We start from the raw sequence: 25305 nt of genomic DNA, 5'->3' as shown, positions 1-25305 counted from the left end.
CACAAAATCATTCTAACATTTCATGAAAGGGATTTCATCAAAACAAATCTAGAATTAATATTGACGATTAACACTAAAAAATTAGCGCAATATGAAAATATATCATCCAACATCAAACGTAATGTAAACGCTTACTATTTTACCTTAAATATGTTATAATATATATGAACAAAGATATAAGGAGGGCTCATAAATGTTAAGTTATAAGAACATCTTAATCGCAGTGGACGGGTCAAAAGAAGCAGAATGGGCATTTACAAAAGCAGTAGAAGTAGCCAAAAGAAATGATGCAACATTGCACATCACAAACGTGATCGATACTCGCTCATTTGCAAGTATTGAAGCATATGATCGTTCAATCAGTAAACGTGCAACGGCATTTGCAGAGAAATTATTAGAAGGATATGACAAATTAGCTACTGAAAGAGGCGTGAATAGTATTGAAACGCACGTTGAATTCGGTTCACCTAAAGCGTTAATTTCTAAAGAAATTGCGAATAAAGTGGGAGCAGATTTAATTATGTGTGGTGCTACAGGATTAAATGCGATGGAAAGATTTATTATCGGTTCTGTTTCTGAAGCGATTGTAAGAAATGCTAAAGTAGATGTACTCGTAATACGTACTGAGACCTTACCGGATGACTTCGAAGTTGAAGTAGCGACTGATGAATTTATTAAAGAACATGCGATTTAATCTCTTACACTTATACCAATTAAATTTTTAGGTAAAATTTCATCATGTTAAATAAAAAGCAACTTCACTAAGTGAAGTTGCTTTTGTGTATTTATAACTTATAACGTAAATTAATCATTCTTTTCTCTTATGCCTCAATACCATATTTCATAACATCTCTTGCAATCATAACCTCTTCATTCGTTGGAATAACGATAACTTTAACCGGTGAATGTGGATGATTTAAAAATTGTTCCTCACCACGAACATTGTTCAATTTTTCATCAAAATACACACCCATAAATTCAAGTCCTTGCAATACTTTAGCGCGAACTACATCAGAGTTCTCACCGATACCTGCTGTAAAAATAATCGCATCTAAACCATTCATTCTTGTCGCGTAACTTCCAATGTACTTATGAATACGGTTCGCAAAAACTTCTAACGCTAGTTCTGCTCTTGGATTTGATTTCTCAGCTTCTTCTTCGATATCACGTAAGTCACTTGAGAACCCAGATACTCCAAGTAATCCTGACTCATTATTGAAGACATCAATAACCTCTTCAGCTGTCTTACCTGTCTTCTCCATTAAATATGGAATCAATGCTGGGTCTAGGTTTCCTGTTCTTGTACCCATTGTTACCCCTGCAAGTGGTGTGAATCCCATAGATGTATCAATCGATTTGCCACCTTTAACCGCTGCGATACTTGCACCATTTCCTAAGTGACATGTAATCAACCTTAACTGTTCTACTGGTCGTTCTAATAATGTTGCTGCTCTATGTGTCACGTACTTATGACTTGTTCCGTGGAATCCATATTTACGAATACCATAGTCTTTATAATAATCATACGGCAAACTATACAAATAAGAACTCTCTGGCATAGATTGGTGGAATGAAGTATCAAATACAGCAACATGTGGTTTATTCGGCATTAACTGTTGGAATGCAATAATCCCTGTTAAGTTTGCTGGATTGTGTAACGGTGCTAACTCTTTCAAGCTATCAATATCATCAATCACTTTTTGGTCAACGAGCGCTGATTCTGGGAAAAGTTCTCCACCATGAACGACACGGTGTCCTGATCCATCAATTTCATCAATTGAATCAATAATATTATATTCCTTAAATTTCTCTAACATCATTTCAATCGCTTCTTTATGAGAAGGGATTTCTAAAATTTCTTTATGTTTTTGACCATTTACGACAATTGTGAAGATTCCATTGTCCATTCCAATTCTTTCTACTAAACCTTTCGTAATCACTTTTTCAGATGGCATTTCGAAAAGTTGAAATTTAAAGCTTGATGATCCTGAGTTGATTGCAATAATTTTTTTCATAATAATCTCCTTTAAAATAGTGTGTATATCGTTAAAAAACATATTCTTCAACTACATAACATGTTAACAAGTTAACTCATATACTTTATGTTGTTTATACATCTTTTCATTTGCCATTTTAACGCGTTTTGTCAAATTGAACAAGTTTAATAAGGTAATGTCTCCAATTTTTTGAGACAAATAATAATCAATTCATAAAAAGTTCAAATTCAATAACTTTCAAATCAATTTCAATTGATTTTTAAGCAGCATTAACAATTCAAATCAGTTACTTAATATTATTTATAACAAATCATTTATTTATTATAATTTATATATTTAATTAAAATAAACCGATTTCATCAACAATACATTCATCTATATTTTTTATGTTTTATATATTTTATGATTTATATATTTTTATGACGCTTAATCCATTCATTAATATCATTTAAGAATCGTTGCACTTGTTGTGGATTATTTACATCCGGTACTTCACCCAACAACACTTCCCCAGGCTTCTTAACGTGTTCACTTTTCTTTTGTAAAATAAGAATACTCTTTCTAGATGCATCATCTTTAAACCATGTTTTAGGTAATTGAAGAATACTTTGTACATACGTGAACTGGTGAATATAATTTAACAGTGGTTTTTGTTCAACGATTAAATTTGAAGGTAATGTAAATAATAAATAACCACCATCTTCAACTGTTCGAATGGCTTGCTCTATAAATAAAATATGACTGTAGCTCATCCCTTCTTCAAACGCTAAGTCATACGTGTCGCTGACCGCATCATTCGGATAATATCCAATAGGCATATCACTTATGATTGCATTCGGCGTCGTATGAATTCGAAGATCTTCTAAAGCGTCTTGCATAAAGACGTCAAATGGTACTTGTAAATAGTTTGAAAGATGGACACTTAACGTTGATAATGCAGGGTCTACTTCTACAAGTTGATAAGCAACTTCAGTATTTGTAGCGGTTAATTGTTGCTCTATTGTTGCCGTTAAGTGACCTGTTCCACTGCCTAATTCAAGCAATTTCAACGATTGATTTTTCATTAATTGCTCGATTAAATATCCCATAATAAGCCCTATTGAGTCTGGTGTTAATTGATGATTCGCTTGTATTTGTTCATCTTTAATGAGTTTCAAGTATGCAAATTGAAACGCTTTACGTTTTGTCGACAGATCTATTGATTTAAGACGCTCAAGTTGATGTCGATACAATTGTTCCAATGTTAAACTTAAATTCTCAATAATAGAAAGTCCATTCTCTTCCTTCGTCTTCTCTGTCATTTCAACGATTTCTGTAAATAACTTTTCAATTTCAGATGATTCATTCACCATATTATGACGCCCTTCCTTAATTAAAATTTATAAAAATAGTTGTCTTTTAAATTTAAACATCACATTAATAAATTAAGTTTATTATTATGTTTGTATTTATGTTTGTATTATTGTATATAATTTTATAACTTACATAATTATAGTATACTAAAAATATAATATCATCGAATGTTTATACATTCGTATTAACTTATTTGTCGAGGATTTAGATTTCATTTGTTACTGCTTTATATATTCGATTTATAATCAATCACATTGTTTTGAGGAGGATTTATTTATGACTGAAACAGAGCACACTGTATTTATCTTTTCGTCCAATGATGAACTTATGGATAGCCACAGACAACAAGTCAAATCAATCGTTGAAGAAGTAGGTTATACCGTCACTTCGAAATCACAAAATGCTGATTTAATCATTAGTATTGGTGGAGATGGTGCATTTCTTCAAGCTGCTCGAAAAACATCTTTTAATTCCAATGCGATATACATAGGGATTAGTACTTCAAATGATAAATATTTGTATGTCGACTTCAACATTAATGACTTATTAACATTTAAGTCTGCAATTATGGCACCTTCTTTTGATGTACGCAAGTATCCAGTACTTGAAGTTAAAATTAATGATGAGATGGTCTATTATTGCTTAAATGAATTGTCAATACGCTCTAGTATCATTAAAACAATTAAGATGAATATTGTAATCGATGATTTATACTTTGAAAGATTCAATGGAGATGGATTAATTATATCTACACCTACTGGTTCAACAGGTTACTCTAAATCTTTACAAGGTGCTGTCATTGACCCTAAACTTAGAGCATTTCAATTAACAGAACTCGCAAGTGTTAATAATAACAACTTTAGAACCATAGGTTCTCCGATGTTATTCAATGAAGACCGTGTACTAACGCTTAAAATGAATAAAGGTGAGAAATTCTATCCAATTATCGGTCTTGATAATGAAGCGTTAAGTGTTCGCAATATTGATCAAATTAAAGCAAAGCTTTCTTCTAAATCTATACAAACCTTGCGGTTAAATGATAATTCATTTTTCCAAAAATTGCAGCGTAACTTCTTATAATATAATTTATTTTATGATTTAAGGTTTAACAATTAATTAAAACATTAAATCATTAACTAAAATAATAAACCATTTGAATTTAACAATGAAACCGCACTGGATTTTTATCCGTGCGGTATTTTAGATGATATAAAATTCTTTTGAATAATATACGATTAAATTTCTACGATGATAAGACAATTTAAACAACAAAATAATCGTAAGCGCCTTTAATAATTAAACTAAAAGTCACAATAATAAACAATATGCGGACATATGAGCTTCCTTTTAATATTGCAAGACGACTTCCAACATATGACCCTACGACCATTGATGCGGCCATAATCAAACCATAGATAAAATTCACTTCACCAAGAATGATAAAGAAGACTAACGCACTAATATTACTCGCAAAGTTTAAAACTTTTGCATTCCCTGCTGCTCTTAAAAAGCTTTGACCTAACATGAGCAATGTGAAAATCAAAAATGTACCTGTTCCACCACCAAATAGTCCATCATAAAACGCAATGAAAACTAATATGACAGTTAATATATAGACCATCATTCTATTAGGCTTCACTTTAGTTTGTTCGAAATCTTTCTTAAATAGTGTGTATATAGCCACAACACTCAATACAATTAACATGAGTGGTTTGAGTATGTCAGCGGGTAATTGATACGCCACTAACACTCCGATTGGACTTGCAATGCAAGCAAAGGGAAATAACTTCATCACATACTTAAAATCTACCTGCTTTGCACGTAAGAAGTTAATCGCACTCATTAGAGCACCGAAGCTACTCGCTAGTTTATTCGTACCGAGTACTGTTGTTGGTGGTAAACCTGTTGCAATGAGTGCAGGAATCGAAATCAATCCACCACCGCCAACAACTGAATCAATAAACGCTGCTAAAAAGCCAAAAACAATTAATATACTTACGTCAATCCAGTCAATCGTCATTAATTAGAACAGCTCCTCAAATGAATTTTTCTTGTTTTTTAAACCCCCCACATTTTCATCAATTGATGATTCATCTTTTTGTTCATTTAATTGAGACACATTGACCGTACCTGCTTTGATTGAAACAACTTCAGTTTTATTAAAGGATTCCACAATCAATTGTTCAATATTTAATTTTTCTTCAAACTTTTGAACAGCTTCCAATTTCGGTTTTGTCTTTGGTGATTTCGGTGCAAATACAGTACAACAATCTTCAAATGGTCTTGTTGAGATATCAAATGTATTATGTTTTTTAGCTCGTTCTATAATCTCATCTTTATCCATCGTCAGTAAAGGTCGTAAAATTGGCATCGATGTAACATCATTAATCACATACATTGAATCCAACGTTTGAGAAGCAACTTGTCCTAAGTTCTCACCGTTTACAATAGCTTTCGCACCAATTTGATCACTTAATTGTTCTGCCAATCTAAGCATCATTCTTCGCGTAATAGTCATCGATATATTATCTGGAATCTCCTTTAAAATTGCCTTTTGAATATTTGTAAAATAGACAATATACATTGTGTATTCACCTGTAATCTTCGATAATTCATGACATAGGTCGATCACCTTTTGTTTAGAATCTTCACTCGTAAATGGTGGTGAAAAGAAATGAATTGCTTCCGTTGTAACACCTCTTCTCATGACTTCAATACCAGCCACTGGGGAATCAATACCACCCGATAACATGAGTAATGTTTTACCCGCAGAACCAACAGGAAGCCCTCCAGCGCCTTGAATAATTCTTTGGTATACAAAAAATCCGTCTTTACGAACTTCTATATATATCGTTTCATCGGGTGATTTTACATTAACCGTTAAATGTTCTGTCGCATTTAACGCAACACCACCATAATGTGATTGCATCTCAAATGTATCCATCGTGTATGATTTTAATGCTCTTTTGACACTCACTTTAAACGTTGTATTCGGTTGATCTATTGATTTTGCAATTGCTTGAATATGAGAAGTTAATGTATTTTCTTCTTCCAACTCAATTTTTAAACAAGGTGACACGCTTTGTATTCCGGGGATACCACTTAAGCGATTAATCATATTTTCGATATCTTCACTTGAAAGCACTTCAAACTTAATATACATTCGATCTCTTGTTGCTTGTATATATATATCATTAAATGATGATAAGGCGTATTGAACGTTTTTCTTCAATTGCCTTACAAACTCTTTACGATTGCCTTGCTTTAAAGTTAACTCACCGTATCTGACAAGTATGCGATTCGATTTAATTTCCTGTTGTGATGTCTTTGGTTCTTTTTCATGATCACTAGTATTCATTAATTCATCACTTCCTCTACTGATTTATATATTTCTCTCAATGCTTTGAGCAATTCGTCTAATGTTTCATTTGACAAGATATCATCAAAACTTATCCTAATGGACCCTTTGATTTCTTCGACGCTCATATTCATATGACTTAACGTTTCATTCAATGACTGATGTTTAGAGTGACATGCTGAAGTCGTTGAAACATAAATATCATATTCATTTAATGCATTGACAATGACTTCACCCGTAACACCTTTAAATGATAAATTGATTACATGTGGGACAGTATGCTCTATATCACTATTCAATTTAATTTTCGGCATATTTTTTTGAATATATCGATGAATACCGTCTTTTTGTTGTATAAATTCATTATAACGGTTAATCTTCAATTTTGAAGATTCATTTAACGCTTTGGCCATAGATACGATTGCAGGCACATTGATTGTTCCACTTTTAATTGTTGTCTGTTGTTGCCCACCATATTGTATTGGTTGAAGTTGATTGTCGTTCATGATTGCTAATCCACCAATGCCTTTAATCCCATGAAATTTATGAGCACTAAAGCTAAATGAATCGACCTTTGACAACTCAAACATATTCAAATCCATTTTTCCAACCGCTTGTGTCATATCGACATGAAAGTGTGCTTTAGGATAATGTTGTAACATTTCACCTAACGCTTTAATCGGTTGTATACTGCCGACAATATTATTAATTGCCATACATGTCACTAATATAACATCAGTACTCATTAAATTGGAAAATGAATCAATGTCTACACAACCATATTGATCAACATTCATCCACAATATGTTGAATCCTTCTTTCTCTAATTGCTTTAACGGGTTCAGTATTGATGGGTGCTCAATCGGTGATGCAACAATTGTTTGACCAAATTGTTTTTTTCTTCGAGCAACACCTAACAACGCTATGTTATTGCTTTCCGTTGCACCTGATGTGTAAATATAAGCGTGTTCTGTTTGAAAGTGTGACGTAAACTGTTCCTCTGAAGCCTCTATTAAAGTCTGTACGGTCGATGCAAATTTGTGTGGGCTGTTCGGATTGGCGTAGTATTGTTCGTTAACTGTCATAAAACTTCTTAATACTTCTTCATACGGTTTTGTCGTAGCACAAGCATCTAAATATATCAAAATTTAACACACTCCCATGTTTAACAAACAAAACCCTCTCATACACTGTATGAGAGGTCTTTTCTCTGTTCAGTTTTACCTATACTCTGATTGCATTTGTTGACGGATTGATTGAGTAGCACCTGGTTCATAACGTTCAATGGCTTCTTCTGCAACTTCACTCGCACGTTTGAACCGGCTATGGTCGAATAGACGTTCCGCTTCATTTAATAAATCATCTAATGATTCATGATCACGACGATATCTATTACCAAATTGCACTAATCGTTCTGTATATTTTGCATTATAAATGACATCTTCTATTTCTTGTTCGAATTTCTGAGTTTCGTGAAGAAGCTTTTCCATTTTTGTACTTAACAACTTCATGTTTAATGGTCGACTACTATACAACTCATAAATATCTTTAAGGTCATAATCAATCTCACTCTTCATAATAATATAACGTTCCGGTAGTTCAGGTAAATTAGCTAATGTTAATTTACGATATGCTTCATCCTTCATCACCTGAATATCAGTGATTGCATTTTGGTATGCATCATCATCTTCTTTTAATGATATAAAATATTCTGAGATCGTTTGTTGCTTTTCATCAATTGTTGTCACATGTTCTTGTATAAAGTTTAAGTCGTCTTCAATCTTTGTATATCTCACACGTGACTTATTCATGTGATTAACCATTTCATCATATACGTTGTTCAAATGTGTAATTTCATTGCTAAATTTATTCAAATCTTGTGCATGATTTTCATCCACTAAATATTGAGACTTGATATATTGTTGCTCTGTTTGTAACGTATAATTCATATCTTTCACTGCAAACAATTCATCGATGACTGACTTATTCGTTTGATCTACTTTCGATTTAGCTTTAATCTCATATTCAATCATTTCTAATATGTCATCTATCTCATCTTTTATTCTTTCGATTTCTTCGTCTGCTTCAGTCAACTTCATTTGAGAAATCATCGGTTCGATTAAGTTGACATCAGCCTTCAATTGCTCAGTACGATAATCGACATTGATATGTTCCAAATCATATCCTTCAATTCTTAAATCTTTACAACCGTATTTAATCTCTTGAAGTTGAGCTGGAATTTCTTTTTGAACTTCTTTGATCATGACCGGAATATCTTCCATTTTACTTTGTAATAATGTTAATCCCGAATGATGTTGATTAATATTTTGGAATGCACTTTTATAATCTCCATTATTGAATAATGTTGATACCTGTTCAATTTTAGGCTTATATTCTTCTATGCTTTGCTCAAGTTTATCAGCAGCTTGTCCATATTTATGGCGGTTTGCTAATACATCTCTTTTGGAAGATTTATAAATTTGCTCACTATCATTAATTAATGTTTGAGATTCTGTCAATGTCCCAAGAGATTGATGAATGCTTGCACTTAATTCTGAATAGGTTTCTTCAACATGGTCTAACAATTGATCTGCTTCATCCAGCATTGAGTCTGCTTCATTGAACTTAAAGTTTTGAGTGTGTTGAGTTGCCTCTTCAACTAGATTTGAAGCAGATACGAGCGTTTCCTCGAGAATGGTCTTCCACGTTTTACGATATTCTTCGTAATCCTTCTTTAATTCTCCAATTAAATTGAATTTCTTCATCTTAATTAATTCATCTTGTAATGGTCTTCCTTTTAACTCATCAATACGACTTTCTATCGCCTGTATTCTTGAACGTTTATTATTACGAATCATGACGATAGCGCCAACGATAATTAACAATAGAATGAGTATAGCAATTATGACATATATCATGCTTTCAACTCCTTATTTTCTAATACATATAATATACTATTATACATGAAATTAATGGACTATTTCGATAAGTACATTAAATAAATATAAAAAATACTACAAATTAGAATGATCACTATATTAAAAACTATGTATCAATCCATTTAATAATACACGATGTAATGAACATTTTAAAGTCTTACTCATTTATTGACTTCTTCAAATTAATATTATATAATATTTTCTATGTGATTATAAGCAAAGATAGCTGTTCATTATTACAAACCACTATATTATTCCCATACGATGGTGCATTGCGTAACCGATTGCTATAAGGCGAAGATGCAAAAACATAATATAGACTTGTAAGCAATGAACCCTATTGTTTATCAATTACAAATTTTTATAAACAAAAGGAGGAGTCTATTATGGCTCGATTCAGAGGATCTTCATGGAAAAAATCTCGTCGTTTAGGTATTTCATTAAGCGGCACAGGTAAAGAATTAGAAAAACGCCCTTACGCACCAGGACAACACGGTCCTACTCAACGTATTAAATTAAGTGAGTACGGTCAACAATTACAAGAGAAGCAAAAACTTCGTTATATGTATGGAATTAACGAACGTCAATTCCGTTCAATTTTTGACAAAGCAAGTAAAATGAAAGGGGTACACGGTTCTAACTTCATGGCATTATTATCATCAAGATTAGACGCTGTTGTATACCAATTAGGTTTAGCACGTACTCGTCGTCAAGCACGTCAGTTAGTTAACCATGGTCATGTAATGGTTGATGGTGCACGTGTTGATATTCCATCATACACTTTACAACCTGGTCAAAAAATTTCAATCCGTGAAAAATCTCAAGATCTTTCAATCATTAAAGAATCAGTTGAAGCAAACAACTTCATCCCTGAATATTTAACATTTAATGAAGATGCTTTAGAAGGTACGTTCGATCGTTTACCAACACGTGAGGAATTACCGGCAGAAATTAACGAACAGTTAATTGTAGAATACTATTCTCGTTAATAACTTAGTTATTACGAAAAGAGTAAGATTATTTAATTATAATCTTACTCTTTTTATTTTATTTAACAATTAGTACTGGAATATGTGCCCTTTTTGCAACTTTATGTGATACGGATCCTAAAACCATCTCTTGCACACCACTTAATCCTCTAGAGCCAATGACAATGATATCATAATCCCCTTTTTCTGATTCTTCTAATATACTCGGGCCTGGCTCACCAATTAATTCTAAAACATTGTATTTCATATTAACTTGATTAAATACATCTGCAACAGGTTGGATAATGCTTTGTTTATCTTCTTCAGTAAGTTGCTGATCTTCTTCGTATACGACAACGATCGTAATCTTCGTCTGACTTCTTACAAATTTAAGTGTTTCAAGTGCAGCACGGTTACTATTTTCTGAACCATCTACTGCTAATAGAATATGCTTATACATACGATTCATCGCCTTTCATATTTTATACGAGCTATTAATTTAAGTTTATCACACATACATTTTGTATAAAAAATTAAACTCTTCTTTAACGAATCCTATTTATTATGTATAATGAGAATATGTTTCATAAATATTCAGATAGTTAAAGGGGGTTACATTGTGTCAAATTATAAAAACCCAATGACTGTTTTTAAATTCGTTAGTGCAAGTTTAATTGGTATTATATTATTTTTATTCCCAGTGTGGTGGGATGGCGATGGTTTAACTATTCCAATCGCATGGATTGCCGGGTTATTAGGAAGTTGGTTGGAAAATGTTTTACCCATCATGACTTTATCGATTATTGTGATTAGTGCGATATTATCTATCATCTATACGATTAAATATCGTGAAAACGATGAATCTACAATCATGAAAAAAGTATTTAATATATCCGTCTATTGGCTTCTTGTCAGAGTCATCGGTGCAATATTCGCTATTATGACCTTTTTCAAAATTGGTCCTGAAATGATCTATTCAGAGAACACTGGTGGATTATTATTTTCTTCATTAATTCCAGTATTAGTTACGGTATTCTTTCTAGCAGCATTTTTCTTACCACTATTACTCGAATATGGATTTTTAGAATTCGTTGGTGCATTATTCACAAAAATAATGCGTCCTTTATTCACATTACCAGGACGTAGTACAGTCGATATCTTAACAAGTTGGGTTGGAGATGGAACTGTTGGAGTTATGTTGACAAGTCAACAGTATGAGCAAGGATTCTATAGTCGTCGTGAATCGGTTGTGATTGCAACAACATTCTCAATTGTATCCATTACATTCGCGATTGTAATTATGGAAGAATTAGAGCTCAACCATGTATTCGGTTTCTTCTACTTAGCCATAATATTGGCTGGGATCATATGTGGTTTAATTTTACCTCGAATCCCACCTTTATCATTAATTAAAGATACGTATACTGAAGCGCATGATGAATCAGTTGATTTAGAGAATATACCTGACGGATATACTCCAATTACATTCGGTTATGAGAATGCTTTAAAGCAAGCATATGACGCGCCTGGTGTATTAGGTTTCATAAAGAAAGGTGGGAAGAATGCGATCGATATGTTGTTCGGAGTACTACCAGTTGTTATGGCCATTGGTACAATTGCAACAATCATCGCAGAATACACTTCATTCTTTACAATCATTGGAATGCCATTTGTTCCAATTTTAGAATTTCTACAGATTCCCGAGGCACAACTTGCTTCAGAAACCGTACTCGTTGGATTTACTGATATGTATTTACCAGCAATTTTAATTACTGACGCACCTGAAATGACAAAGTTTGTCATCGGAGCATTGAGTATTTCTCAATTGATTTATTTATCAGAAGTGGGTGGTGTTATTTTAGCATCAAAAATAAGAGTGAATATCGGTACTTTATTCATTATCTTCTTATTAAGAACGTTAATCTCGTTACCGATTATTGCGCTTATCGCACATCTCATTTATTAAATCATAAAGTAATTTAAATGAATGAAAAATTTAAAAAAAGTTGAAACCTTTGAGGTTTCAACTTTTTTCATTTTTAAATATACATTATATATTGAATTATATTATTGTATATTTAATATTACAGCAATGACCAATGCAGATGCAGCTATGACAGACCAAATTAATACAAGCTTCCAAATAAACTTAACCCACTTAATATATGGAATACCTGCTACAGCTAACACCCCCATCAATGGTGCAGATGTAGGAATAATTGAGTTACTGATTGCATCACCATATTGGTAAGCCATAACAGCTATTTGTCGGTTTACACCAAGTAAATCAGATAGAGGAGCCATAATAGGCATTGTTGTTGCTGCTTGCCCTGATCCTGACGGGATGAAAAAATTAATGAATGATTGCAATATAAACATGCCTACTACACTGACTTCACTTGGTAAGTGCTTTACTGAATTAGCAAGCGTATAAATCACCGTATCAATGATCTTACCTTCCTGTAAGACAACAAGCACTGCGTGTGCAAAACCAACAATTATTGCTCCAAAAACAATTAACTTCATTCCTTCAATAAACGCTTCAAACGTTCCATTAATACCAAGACCACCAATAAGACCACAAATTAAAGCTATTAAGAAAAAGTTTGCTGCAAGTTCTTCTAAATACCAATCTAGTTCAAATATTCCATAAATATTGAACAAAATTCCTAATGCAAAAATTGCCAATATCGTTAAATGTCTTTTTTGGAACTTATCAAAACTAGAAATATCTTCAGTAAAGTTTAAATCTCCACTTTGATTTTCCTCATATACTATACTTTTCTTTGGATCTTTCTTAACTTTTTTTGCATAATTCATTACATACATGATTGATACAAATAAAATAATAATATATACAATTGTACGGTATCCCCAACCAGAGAATATTTGTATCTCAGCAATTTGTTGAGCAATCATCACGGTAAATGGATTTAACATACCTCCAATAAATCCACTTGCAGCTCCAATAGTGACCATAGCGGTTCCCACCATGGCATCGTATCCCATTGCTTTTGCGAGTACTATACCAACAGGGACGAATATAATGACCTCTTCCGCCATTCCTGTTGCTACACCTAACAAACTAAAGATAAACATAATCCCTACAATCATGAATTTTTCATTACCTTTAAGCAAGAACATTCCTTTGTTGATCACTGATTCAATCGCATCAGTTTTACGAATGATACCAAATGCTCCGCCAACTAAAAAGATATAAAATATGATTAAACCACCTTCAACCATCCCTTTAGGAATTGCTGTAAATATATCAAAGAACCAAAATGGATTTTGGTCAACACGATGATAACTACCATCAACAACTAAAGTTTGGCCGTCTTTTTCAACTCTATCATAGACACCCGCTGGTATAATGTGTGTTAGTATTGCTGCTAATGTAATGACACCCATTAGAATGGCATATGTATGTGGTATTTTGATTTTTTTCTTTTCTTGATTGACTTCAGTTTCATTTACATGACGTTCATTACTACTTGACATCAGTCCAACTCCTCAATGGTATTAGTATATATATAACCATTAATAGAATTTTCAAACAAATATATTAAATATAAAATCAATTTTCAATGTTAAATTAAGATTTTATACAGTTAAAAATTTTTATTTTATAATTTATGTTAAAATAACATAAAGCATCACAAACTTAAGGAGAATCAACTTATGTTCATCGGTTTACTTTACATGTGCTATTTAATTTTATTACCCATCTTGATTTATATCTTATTTCTAAAAACAATGAAAAATCGACAAAACAGTCAGCAATTTAAATATATATTATTATGTATACCTGTTGTATTACTACTCTTAGATATTTCAATCACGATCATAAAAGGTGAATCTTTAAATGTATTACTTATTTCACTAATTTATACAGTGGTTCCAATCATCATAATTCTAGTGTCCCATAAATTAATGACATCACATCATAAAACAAAACAAGGATAATAAATTATCCTTGTTTTGTTTGCTGTAAATGATATTTAAATTCACACTATTTCATATTGATATACGCTCATTTAATCCATTAAGTTCACCATGAAATATTTTTTCTTTCCACGTCGAATAATCATGAATGAATCATCATACGTATCTTCCTGTGTGAATGCATATTTCAAATCTTGAATGCGTTCCCCATTAACATAAATTGCTCCATTGTCAACATCTTCTCTTGCTTGTCGTTTAGAGCTCGAAATCTTAGTTTCAACAAGTGCTTCAACAATATTTGTTGTCGAACGATTTAACTCAACGTGAGGCACATCATTAAAACCAGACTTAATCTCATCTGTTGATAATGACTTTAAATTCCCACTGAACAGTGCTTTTGAAATACGTTTTGCTGTATCAACAGCCTCTTTACCATGAACAATTTCAGTTACACTTTGTGCAAGTGCTGTTTGCGCCTTACGTAAATGTGGTTCTTCTTGAACGGATGTCTCTAGGTTTTCTATTTCTTCACGAGATAAGAATGTAAAGTACTTCAAGAATTTAATAACATCAGCATCTTGTGTATTATAGAAAAATTGGTAAAACTCATACGGACTCGTTAGAGTAGGATCCAACCAGATTGCATTGCCTGCTGATTTACCAAACTTAGACCCATCAGCTTTTGTAATAAGTGGGATTGTAAATCCATATGCATCTTGTATGCCATACATTCTTCTCATTAAATCAATACCGGCAGTTATATTACCCCACTGATCACTCCCACCAATTTGCATCTTACAATTGTATTGTTGATTCAAATGACCAAAGTCAATCGCTTGTAGAATCATATAAGTGAATTCAGTATATGATATACCAGTCTCTAATCGAGACTGAACAGAATCTTTTCCTAACATGTAGTTTACACCAACATGCTTACCGTAATCTCTTAAAAATTGAATTAAACTGATATCTTTCAACCAATCATAATTGTTCACAAATTTAACGTTACGAATCGTTGATTCAGAAGTATCTGTAGCTTCATCTTTGAACAGTGCTTTTAATTGTTTCGTCAAAGATTCAACGTTTTGTTGGACTTGTTCTAATGATTGTAACGTACGCTCTGTAGAACGACCAGATGGATCACCGATAATTCCTGTACCTCCACCTACTAAAACAATTGGTTCATGTCCTGCATTTAAGAATCGTTTCAACGTCATAAATGGCAATAAATGACCGACATGTAGTGAAGTGCCTGTCGGATCAGCACCACAATAAATCTTTACTGACTCTTTATTTAGTAATTTTTCAATCTCAGCCTCATCTGTTTGCTGATATACAAGTCCTCTCCACTTCAAATCTTCTAATAAATGAGATGTCATACGAAAATCCTCCTTATACTTAGTAATTGTATTAATAATTTTGCACAGTTTCTTAATTAATCCAATAAAAATGCACCCATTCATTATGAATGGGTGCTTTAATGCACGGTACCACCAAACTTATATGTTCTCACATATCACTTTTCTATGAGACAGTCATAGTACTGTTATGATTCGCTACTAGATAGTGTAATTCACATCTTGTTAGTTTCCACCAACCACTAACTCTCTAGATTATGTTACTTCGCTATCCATCACAATTTATTATTGAATTAACAATATAATAAATCATATAATGAAATAAATCAAGATAATCATTGTTTGTGATATAATGAAGATTGTTCATTAGGAGGTATCAGACTATGCCAAAGCATCAAAGAAAAGCTAATTATATAGAAAAATCAAAAAATATAGCTAAAGATAAAACAGAACATACAAAAAAATTTATAAACAATACAACCAATGATTTCAAGAAGACGAAGTGGACACCGAAGTTACTATTTATTACTTTATACGAAACATTATGGAATATTATTTTATTCTTATTGATTATTTCGTCATTGTTAGTCATTTTTGTAACCGGTATTGGCATCGGTTATTTTGCGAGCTTAGTACAAGATGAGAATGTAATGGAAAAGGAGCAATTAAAGACTAATCTCACTGAAATGACAAGTTCAACTTCTGTAAGTTTTATGACAGGTGAAAATTTAGGAACATTAAAATCCGATGTGATTCGGAATCCTGTAAAATACAATGAGATATCTCCAAATATTGTAAAAGCATTAATTACAACTGAAGATGAAAACTTTTATGATCATAACGGTATCGTTCCAAAAGCTTTCTTACGAGCATTGGGACAACAAGCCGTAGGATCCGAGGCCACAACGGGTGGATCTACAATTACTCAACAGCTCATTAAAAATCAAATCTTAACAAATGAAACTACTTTTTCACGTAAAGCAAAAGAGCTACTCATTGCACAACGTGTCGAAAAAATAATGTCTAAAGAAGAAATCTTGGAAGCCTATTTAAACGCCGTTTCTTTCGGACGAAATTCAAACGGACAAAACGTTGCTGGTGTAGAAGCAACAGCGAAAGGATTGTTCAATAAATCAGCTAAAGAGGTCAATATTGCTGAAGCTGCCTTTATTGCAGGACTTCCAAAAAACCCTTATGCATACACTCCATTTACCAACACCGGAGAAGTAAAAGACCCTAAATATTTAAAATATGGTAAACAACGACAAGAGTTTGTTTTGAGTAGAATGTTAAGTGAAGGTGTCATTACTAAAGAAGAACATGACAAAGCTGTTCAATATAAAATATTTGATCACTTAACAAATGAAGTTACGATTCCAAACAGTAAATATCCTTATTTGACACAAGAAATTGAGCGTCGTGCAATTCAAATCTTGAAAGAAAAATTTGCAAGAGAAGATAACATCCCGATTGAAGATTTACGCTCAGTTGCTGGAATCAATGATAAGTATACAATAAAAGCAAACGATGCATTAAGAAATAATGGATATCAAATCAAAACGACAATTCATAAAGAAATATATGATGAAATGCAACAATTCACTAAAAATGATAATTATTACTTGGAAAATAAAGATGGTGATATGCATCAAATTAGTATGATTATGAAAGAAAATAATTCAGGTAAAATACTATCATTTATCGGTGGCCGAAATTTTGAACATTCTCAAAATAACTTTGCAACACAAACATCTAGACCGGTCGGCTCAACGATGAAACCGCATGTTGTTTATGCACCTGCTATCGAATCAGGACTTATAGTTCCAGAGACTTATTTATTCGATAGGAAGTTCAAATATGAAAGTATTGATTGGTCACCAGCAAACTACGATGCTGATAAAGAATTTGGCTTTTTAACAACCAAAACTGCATTAGAAAATTCATATAACTTAAGTGCATTACGTTTGTATCAATCAATTAAATCCAATAACCCTTGGCAATATTTAGAGAAAACTGGAGTCCCGGTTGATAAAGCCGCTAAAACCGCTCATTCATTACCTCTAGGCCCTAATAATATGACACTAGAAGATAATGTGAACGCCTTCAGTGTGTATGGTAATAAAGGTCAACATAACGATGGCTACATGATTGAATCAATCACAAGTCCTAATGGTGATATAGTCTATCAACATAAATCTGACCCTAAAAAAGTATACTCTGAATCAACATCTTACTTAATGACTGATATGATGAAAGAAGTTTTAATTAACGGATCTGCTTATAAACTGAATGGTAAAATATCTAAAAGCATTCAGTGGGCTGGTAAAACAGGAACTTCACAGAATACAAAAGACATTTGGTTTGTGGCATACAATCCTAAAATTACACTAGGCGTTTGGAGTGGTTATCCTAACCAGGAGGAGATGCCGTTTGGTGCTGATAACCAACTTAATATGTGGAGAGACGTTGTGAATAAACTCACTGAAACCCATCCAAAAGTGATAGGAATTAATGAGAAGTTCAATAAGCCGAGTACAATTAAGTCTAAAGAAATATGTCCATTCTCAATGGCAGAGAAAAAGGATTGTTTACCAAATGAAAAATCAGTCAAAGCAAATATCTCTGAACATACAAAATTGAGTAAAAAGTCTAATGATGACGATGCAAGTATATTAAGTAGATTTGGTATAAAAGTTTATGAAGGTGATGAAGATAGAATTAAACAATTTAAAAAGGAAGTCAATCCTAAAAATGTAGATAAACAAGTTGGTCAGTTCGAAACAAAAGAATCATCTAATTAGAAAAAGAACGAAATGAATAAAAAACCGAACAACCAAAAGATAAAAAGACGATTAAAATAAAGACCGATGAGTATAACTCATCGGTCTTTATTTAGTTGTTTTGCGATATTGTATAGTATAAGGTAATTTAACATGTTTCTCATCTATTGTTTCATTTAGCATGAACTTTGTTAGCAACCTCATACCGACTGCACCAATATCATATAGCGGCTGCTCTACTGCTGAAATATCTGGTCTAACCATGTGGAGTAACTTAGAATCAATAAAGCTTAAAATTTGAATATCATCTGGGACATTAATATTATGGTCTGTGAAATATTGCAATGCAGCAACTGCTTGTTCATCTGTCTGTGTTAATACGATATCAGTTTCTTCTATATTAACTTGATGGACTTTCGAATAAGCAACATCATAACCAAATGATTGATCGATAATTAAGTTTATATCATTAACCGCATTATCTTTTAAAGCTTTTTGTATGCCTTCTATCATCAATTGATTGCTTTTAACTTCTCTATCTCCCATAATTAACGAAAATGATCGATGACCACGACGAATTAATTCTTCTACGACGTGGTATGAAGCATCGAGATAGTCAATATTAACCGTTGGAATATCATCATTATCTGGCAATGTCCCAGCGACGACGACTGGAATATTTGAAGATTTAATCAACGCTTTCGTCTCATTAAAAATCATACCACCTAAGAAAATAATACCATCGACTTGTTTACTTATGAAACTTTCCATAATGGCAATCTCTTTATCTTTATTAAAGTCTGATGTTGCAAATAATGTCTGATAATTATACATGTTTGCGATATCTTCCATACCACTTGTTAATTGACCATAATAAATATTAGATATATCCGGAATAACAACACCAATTGTTGTTGACTTTTTACTTGCTAAACCTCTTGCAACAGCATTTGGTCTGTAGTTCAATTCCTCTATTGCTCTATTCACTTTATCACGAGTTGCAGGTTTTACATTTGGGTTACCATTTACAACTCTAGAAACAGTAGCCATACTTACATTTGCATGTTTAGCTACATCATAAATTGTTACACTCATCTTCTGGTCCTCCTATTGATAACGGTTACATTCAGTGTACCAGTTTTTATTTAAGAGTTAAATTCAAATCACACTGTAAATGTGTTAATTTTTTAACAAATTACATCATATAATGATTTAAATTCATCTATATTAAGTTGTTGATTCTTGTCACTTAATGCAATGGGTGGATTCGGATGGACTTCGCACATTAATCCATGACTACCAACTGCAATACTCGCCTTTGCAATCTCTTGCATAATGTCTTTACGACCTGTTGAATGAGTTATGTCAACAATAATTGGTAAATGAGATAATCTCTTAATAATCGGTACAGAGGAAATATCTAACGTATTTCTTGTCGCACGTTCATATGTTCTAATGCCTCGTTCACATAAAACAACATTAGGATTACCTTCATTTAAAATATATTCTGCTGCATGAAGAAATTCATCAACCGTCGCACTTAACCCTCTCTTAAGTAAAACAGGTTTGTTTGTTCTTCCAATTGCTTTCAGCAACTGGAAGTTTTGCATATTTCTTGCCCCTACTTGGAACATATCTAAGTAGTTTGCCGCAACTTCAACTTGACTTGCATCAACCACTTCACTAATTGTTGCTAAATTATATTTTTCTCCTACAGATTTAAGAATCTCCAAACCTCGAACACCTAATCCTTGAAAATCGTATGGTGAAGTACGTGGTTTATATGCACCACCTCTAATAATTTTTAATCCTTTTTGACTCATCACATTGGCCACGGTATCCATTTGTTGTTCATCTTCAACTGCGCACGGACCAAAAATATAGACTGGTTCCTCACCAAATACAACATCACCAACTCTTACTTTAGTATTATGTTGTGAATGTGTTCGGTATACTTTTAAACTATTCGTATCGGAAGAAGCCCCATTTATACTGTTCTGTAAATCAATAGATTGATTTAATATTAATCTATATAAAGAAACGATTTGTTCTTTACTGTATGGTTCAATGTGCTGATTTACTAATTTAGTAAGCTTTTGTTGCTCGCGTTCAATATCTTGTATCGGAAGCTTTTCTTTCTGTTTTATTTGAGCGATTTGCTGAACAATATTTCCACGCTTTTTAAGTAACTGTAATAGTTCGTCATCTATATAATCTACTTGTTGTCGTAATTGTTGAATATTTTGAATCTGTGTCAAGACAAACCCACCTCATCATTCATTTTAATCAAAATTTTGTATACTTAAATATAACATAATAAAGGCCCAATTCATATCATTGGGCCTTTAAATAATGATTAAATTCACTAAATCATTCAATATTATTTATTGTATTTAGACATATCAACTTGATTCGTTGAAGGTTGCTCAGCTTGATCAATGAACTTATTCGACTGATCAATTTCTTTTGTTGCTTGCTGATGTTGAGAAATTGTTTTATCATCCATTTCTTTAAGTTTATTAACTTGATCTTTCACTCGAGCTTTTTGCTCTTGTTGAGCACTCACATCATTAATAAATTGATTCGATTTATCTTTAATTTCAGTACTTTTATTAGTGACTTCATCTGAAATATTTGTCACTGAAGACTTAATATCTTGTTGTAATTCTTGTCCAGATTTCGGTGCAAAGAGTATACCTGCTATTGAACCGATCACTCCACCAATTACAATACCAATCGTTAAGTCACGTGCTGCTGTAGATTTGATTTGAGCCTCATACGATTCTATATCTCGAATATGCTCATCTCTATTATATTGTTCCATTTAAAACACCTACCCGAAAAGTTTTATTTTCGATATTATTTTTCTTTATCGTTAATTTCTTTATGAATACGATCAATATCTGGTGAATTTACGTCATTCACATCATCAACAGTTGTATATTCAGGATTCACTGCTGTATCATTTTTCGTTTGATTATTATTTGATTTGAATTGATTCATATGATTGTTACGGTTACGACGGTTTTGCCATTTATCGGCAATTTCCATTGCAACGTTTGACCATTGTACAACTTGTGAGATCTGATCTTCATTTTTAGATACGTTATGTGTAACTGAGTTAGTTACTCGATCTACTGAATGGTTTAAGTTTTGTACTGAATATCCTAATCCATTGACAGCATCAAATACTGAATTAACTTTTTGTGATTTACCTTGAACATCTTCTACTAAACGGTTTGTTTTATGAAGTAAATCTGTAGATTCACGAGTAATGCCTTGTATTTGACCTTGAACACCATCAAGCGTATTCGCAACATGATCTAAGTTTTTCTTCACTGATAATAATACAACTGCCCCAACGATACAAATAATTAATAAAGCAATGGCTGCAATTAATGCTGCCGCATATAACATAATTTCCCACATAATTTGTTTCCTCCTATAACTATTGGTTTCTTAATTAATCTACCCATAGTCTATGTAATATAAACATTTATAAACTATTGATATCATTTAATCCATCATAAAATTATAAATAACTAATTAATTGATTATAATTTGTTCAAATTCACTTTGAAACTTATTCACATCACCAGCACCCATAAATAAAAATACTGCTTCGTGATGTTGATTTAATATTTCGACCTCTTCTAACTTCAACACTTGACTATTGACAATAATGTTCTGTAAATCAACAATCGTCAAATCACCAGATGCTTCTCTTGCTGATGCAAATATATCGCATAAGTAGACATGATCAGCTTCACTTAAACTTTCTGCAAATTCATTAAGTAATGCTTTCGTTCTAGAATACGTATGAGGTTGGAATATTGCAATAATCTCTTTATTAGGGTATCTTTTTCGAGCTGTTTCAATTGTTGCTCTAATCTCGGTCGGGTGATGTGCATAGTCATCCACTAAAACTTGATGATTCACCTTTTTCTCTGTAAACCTTCTTTTCACACCACCATAAGTGAGTAATGCTTTTTGAACTTTTTCCATATCCATTTCTTCTAAATAACATATCGTTAATACACTCAACGCATTTAATATTTGATGTGAACCATGTAATGGTATATCAAATCTACCGATTAATTCATCATTGACTTTCATGTCAAATGAAGTTAATGATTCGTTATGAGTAATATTTGTAGCGATAATATCATTATTTTCATTCAATCCATAATAGTAAATTGGCTTTGTTACGTTTAAATCACGTAAATGTTCATCATCTCCACAACAAATTAATGCCTTATTGACTTGCTCTGCCATTTGTTGAAATGCCAAAAATACATCATGTATATCATCAAAATAATCTGGATGATCAAAATCTACATTTGTAATGATTGCATAATCAGGATAATAACTTAAAAAATGTCTTCTATATTCACACGCTTCAAACGTAAAATATTCACTATTCAATTGGCCAAACCCTGTTCCATCACCAATTAAAAAGCTCGTTGCTTTATCACCGTTCATTGCATGAGCTAATAACCCTGTTGTACTCGTCTTCCCATGAGAACCGGTCACAGCGACTGTTGTATATTGTTTCATGAAATCTCCTAAGAAATCATGGTATCTAATAATTTCAAGCCCTAACGCTTTAGCTTCAACCACTTCTTCATGATGATCAGGAAATGCATTGCCCAATATAATTGTATATCCTTCTTTAATATTATCTTTATTAAATGGATAAATCTTAATACCTTTATCTATTAAGGCTTGTTCTGTAAAAAAATATTTATCGATATCACTACCGATTACTTCATGACCTAAATCATGCAAGATTTGTGCCAACGCACTCATACCTGATCCTTTTATTCCTATAAAATAATACTTCGTCATATTTTTGCTCCTTTAGTTCATTTTCAACTTTTTGAAGGCTTCTTCTTTAATGGACTGTGGTAGTTCAAATTGATGTAAAATGTTAGGGTGATTCGCATCATGACTTACATATAAAAAACTATGATCGTCCTCCAAAATCTCAGCACCCTGACGACCAATTGTATACATAGAATGTTCTACATCACGAACATTGAACGCAATTCTCGTTTTAACATATTGACGTATATTATGTGTCAATATTTCTTTAGAAGGTTTATTTGTCATTAGAACAAAATGAATACCATAAGCTTTACCTTGAAGTGTTAATGTATTCATCAATTTCTCAAATTGATTAAATTGTGACGCATTCAAATTAATTTGATCAAACCCGTTGATCATTACTATAATTGAAGGTAACTGCTGATCATGGGATACTTTCTGATTATACATATATAAATTGCTGACAAACATTTGTCCGAAAATTCGTTTACGCTCACTAATTTCCTTCGATAAATCATGTAATAATTCAAACAGTCGATCTGTTTTTGTGTTGATTGGATGCGCTAAATATGGCAATTCTTCATATGACTCAAAATGACTTGCACTTAGTATATCTTGTTCATTCAAATTATGAATTGATAATTTTAATTGGTTAACAGTGTTACGATAAAACATAGATAACATCATAATATCCAATTGCTTTAAATACGACTCACAATTTCTACCTACCATTAATATATGTGGCATTTTATTCATTTCGCTTATGACGTGTGTTCCACTCTTATTATAACCGATTGCAACACCGAGCTTTGATTTTACAAGCTTATACACATTTGATTGTAGAACTTTATCCATGTACTGTTTAGTGCTTGCCGTCTCATCATCCCCGAAGCTCCACTTTTGTTGATGGAGTTTATGCGTTTTAGCACTACTAGTTCTTTTATTCCAATTAAAACGTTCTTCTTTAGATGACATTTCTTTCACTGAATCATGATCACTCTCTGTCACTTGTTTATCATTTAGTTCTTTCGATAGAGTTAGTGAATCATTATTTCCTTCATGATCTTCATGTTTTAAATCTAATTTTGAATTATCAACTTCACTTCGTGAAGTTGATTCATCATTCTTAACTTCTTTTAAATGATTTAACGCTATTTTTGCTTCTTCTTGTTTTGCTAATTGTTGCTGTTCTTTTTCTTTTTGACGTTCTTCTTGATGAACATAATATCCAAAGTTAGACTTAGGTTTTCTATTATTTTTAATTTCTTCAACAATTATAGAGTGGCCTTTCAGACTTGCAGCATCAATATTTGGTTTATATGAATCGCTTTGTTTAATTTCATCATCACGATTAATAACTGCTTGTAATTTTTCTTCATCATCAGTTTTCGTTTTAGGTCCAGGTGAATTTAATGCATTATGATGAAATAGCTTTGATGACTTATTCACTTCACGATGTCCGAAAATTGCACTAGGCACATCATGTGCTTTAAGTGTAACTGAATATTTAGGCACATTGATTGATTCATATTGCTCATTGTGTTCTTTATATTTTGGTCGCTGATGATGAGCGGTTTCATATTGATTAGAACGATTAGCGCGATGATTTTTTTCATATTGATCATCATAAGGATTAACATATTGACGAGTCGATTCATTGTACTGATCATAAATTTTCCGATCAACGTCATGACTTTCAATACTCTCAAACCTTCTTGGTCGGCGTCTTCTTGGTGACATATTTTCAACTCCTTAAATTAAAGTGAGCATTAATATATTT

General features: G+C 32.4%; 20 protein-coding genes. 5 read left to right on the top strand and 15 right to left on the bottom strand.

The annotated features are described in order from the left end of the window. The first annotated feature begins 193 nt into the window (after nt 1–193). A complete protein-coding gene (locus EDD62_RS01650; protein ID WP_123807286.1) occupies nt 194–694 on the top strand; it encodes a universal stress protein in 501 nt (166 codons plus the stop codon). 127 nt (nt 695–821) lie between these two features. Here EDD62_RS01650 and EDD62_RS01645 read toward each other — a convergent pair whose 3' ends face one another. Both EDD62_RS01645 and EDD62_RS01640 read right to left on the bottom strand, forming a co-directional pair. Beyond that, nucleotides 822–2015: an acetate/propionate family kinase gene (locus EDD62_RS01645; protein ID WP_123807285.1), complete on the bottom strand. Its 1194-nt coding sequence runs from the start codon at nt 2013–2015 to the stop codon at nt 822–824. 389 nt (nt 2016–2404) lie between these two features. After that, the gene (locus EDD62_RS01640) at nt 2405–3349 is read right to left on the bottom strand and encodes a class I SAM-dependent methyltransferase (protein ID WP_123807284.1); all 945 of its coding nucleotides are present in this window, start codon (nt 3347–3349) and stop codon (nt 2405–2407) included. Between the two features lie 277 nt (nt 3350–3626). Between EDD62_RS01640 and EDD62_RS01635 the strand changes: the two genes are divergently transcribed. After that, a complete protein-coding gene (locus EDD62_RS01635) occupies nt 3627–4430 on the top strand; it encodes an NAD kinase (RefSeq protein WP_123807283.1) in 804 nt (267 codons plus the stop codon). A gap of 181 nt (nt 4431–4611) precedes the next feature. Here EDD62_RS01635 and EDD62_RS01630 read toward each other — a convergent pair whose 3' ends face one another. From EDD62_RS01630 to EDD62_RS01615, 4 genes are all read right to left on the bottom strand, one after another. Beyond that, nucleotides 4612–5370: a sulfite exporter TauE/SafE family protein gene (locus EDD62_RS01630; RefSeq protein WP_123807282.1), complete on the bottom strand. Its 759-nt coding sequence runs from the start codon at nt 5368–5370 to the stop codon at nt 4612–4614. 3 nt (nt 5371–5373) lie between these two features. Then, nucleotides 5374–6660, bottom strand: coding sequence for a tRNA uracil 4-sulfurtransferase ThiI (gene thiI, locus EDD62_RS01625; RefSeq protein WP_123807772.1), 1287 nt, complete (start codon nt 6658–6660; stop codon nt 5374–5376). Between the two features lie 47 nt (nt 6661–6707). Beyond that, the gene (locus EDD62_RS01620; RefSeq protein WP_077140570.1) at nt 6708–7853 is read right to left on the bottom strand and encodes a cysteine desulfurase family protein; all 1146 of its coding nucleotides are present in this window, start codon (nt 7851–7853) and stop codon (nt 6708–6710) included. Nucleotides 7854–7928: 75 nt separating this feature from the next. Further along, nucleotides 7929–9626 carry a septation ring formation regulator EzrA gene (locus EDD62_RS01615; protein WP_123807281.1) on the bottom strand — a complete coding sequence of 566 codons (1698 nt, stop codon included), beginning with the start codon at nt 9624–9626 and terminating at the stop codon, nt 7929–7931. Nucleotides 9627–10033: 407 nt separating this feature from the next. On the opposite strand from EDD62_RS01615, the gene rpsD reads away from it, so the two are divergent. After that, complete coding sequence (rpsD, locus tag EDD62_RS01610) at nt 10034–10636, top strand: 30S ribosomal protein S4 (protein ID WP_077140572.1); 603 nt, start codon at nt 10034–10036, stop codon at nt 10634–10636. Between the two features lie 58 nt (nt 10637–10694). Here the strand turns inward: rpsD and EDD62_RS01605 are convergent, their stop codons facing one another. Next, nucleotides 10695–11075, bottom strand: coding sequence for a universal stress protein (locus tag EDD62_RS01605; protein ID WP_170152741.1), 381 nt, complete (start codon nt 11073–11075; stop codon nt 10695–10697). 159 nt (nt 11076–11234) lie between these two features. Between EDD62_RS01605 and EDD62_RS01600 the strand changes: the two genes are divergently transcribed. Continuing rightward, entirely contained in the window at nt 11235–12581 is a 1347-nt protein-coding gene (locus EDD62_RS01600) for a YjiH family protein (protein WP_414731044.1), read from the top strand. A 101-nt stretch (nt 12582–12682) separates the two neighbouring features. On the opposite strand, the gene EDD62_RS01595 is transcribed toward EDD62_RS01600, so the two are convergent. Together EDD62_RS01595 and tyrS are read right to left on the bottom strand one after the other, a co-directional pair. Next, a complete protein-coding gene (locus EDD62_RS01595) occupies nt 12683–14116 on the bottom strand; it encodes a YfcC family protein (protein ID WP_123807279.1) in 1434 nt (477 codons plus the stop codon). Nucleotides 14117–14652: 536 nt separating this feature from the next. Continuing rightward, nucleotides 14653–15939: a tyrosine--tRNA ligase gene (tyrS, locus tag EDD62_RS01585; protein ID WP_077140576.1), complete on the bottom strand. Its 1287-nt coding sequence runs from the start codon at nt 15937–15939 to the stop codon at nt 14653–14655. A gap of 362 nt (nt 15940–16301) precedes the next feature. Here tyrS and EDD62_RS01580 point away from each other — a divergent pair, with 362 nt between their 5' ends. Continuing rightward, nucleotides 16302–18719 (top strand): transglycosylase domain-containing protein, encoded by a 2418-nt coding sequence (locus EDD62_RS01580; RefSeq protein ID WP_123807277.1) that lies wholly within the window; start codon nt 16302–16304, stop codon nt 18717–18719. Nucleotides 18720–18806: 87 nt separating this feature from the next. Here the strand turns inward: EDD62_RS01580 and EDD62_RS01575 are convergent, their stop codons facing one another. The 6 genes from EDD62_RS01575 to EDD62_RS01550 form a co-directional block, all read right to left on the bottom strand. Then, nucleotides 18807–19793: a substrate-binding domain-containing protein gene (locus tag EDD62_RS01575; protein ID WP_123807276.1), complete on the bottom strand. Its 987-nt coding sequence runs from the start codon at nt 19791–19793 to the stop codon at nt 18807–18809. Between the two features lie 92 nt (nt 19794–19885). Next, entirely contained in the window at nt 19886–20947 is a 1062-nt protein-coding gene (locus EDD62_RS01570) for a bifunctional 3-deoxy-7-phosphoheptulonate synthase/chorismate mutase (protein WP_211329113.1), read from the bottom strand. A 131-nt stretch (nt 20948–21078) separates the two neighbouring features. Further along, on the bottom strand, nt 21079–21522 hold the full coding sequence (locus EDD62_RS01565; RefSeq protein WP_077140580.1) for a YtxH domain-containing protein: 444 nt from the start codon (nt 21520–21522) through the stop codon (nt 21079–21081). 35 nt (nt 21523–21557) lie between these two features. Beyond that, entirely contained in the window at nt 21558–22127 is a 570-nt protein-coding gene (locus EDD62_RS01560) for a DUF948 domain-containing protein (protein ID WP_170152740.1), read from the bottom strand. 117 nt (nt 22128–22244) lie between these two features. Continuing rightward, on the bottom strand, nt 22245–23546 hold the full coding sequence (gene murC, locus EDD62_RS01555) for a UDP-N-acetylmuramate--L-alanine ligase (RefSeq protein WP_123807274.1): 1302 nt from the start codon (nt 23544–23546) through the stop codon (nt 22245–22247). Nucleotides 23547–23558: 12 nt separating this feature from the next. After that, nucleotides 23559–25265, bottom strand: coding sequence for an FtsK/SpoIIIE domain-containing protein (locus EDD62_RS01550; RefSeq protein ID WP_123807273.1), 1707 nt, complete (start codon nt 25263–25265; stop codon nt 23559–23561). Nucleotides 25266–25305: the final 40 nt, after the last annotated feature.

This window comes from Abyssicoccus albus (genome assembly GCF_003815035.1).
Lineage (GTDB): Bacteria > Bacillota > Bacilli > Staphylococcales > Abyssicoccaceae > Abyssicoccus > Abyssicoccus albus.
The sequence above is the reverse complement of the archived record's forward strand: the minus strand, read 5'-3'. Positions and strand labels throughout refer to the sequence as shown.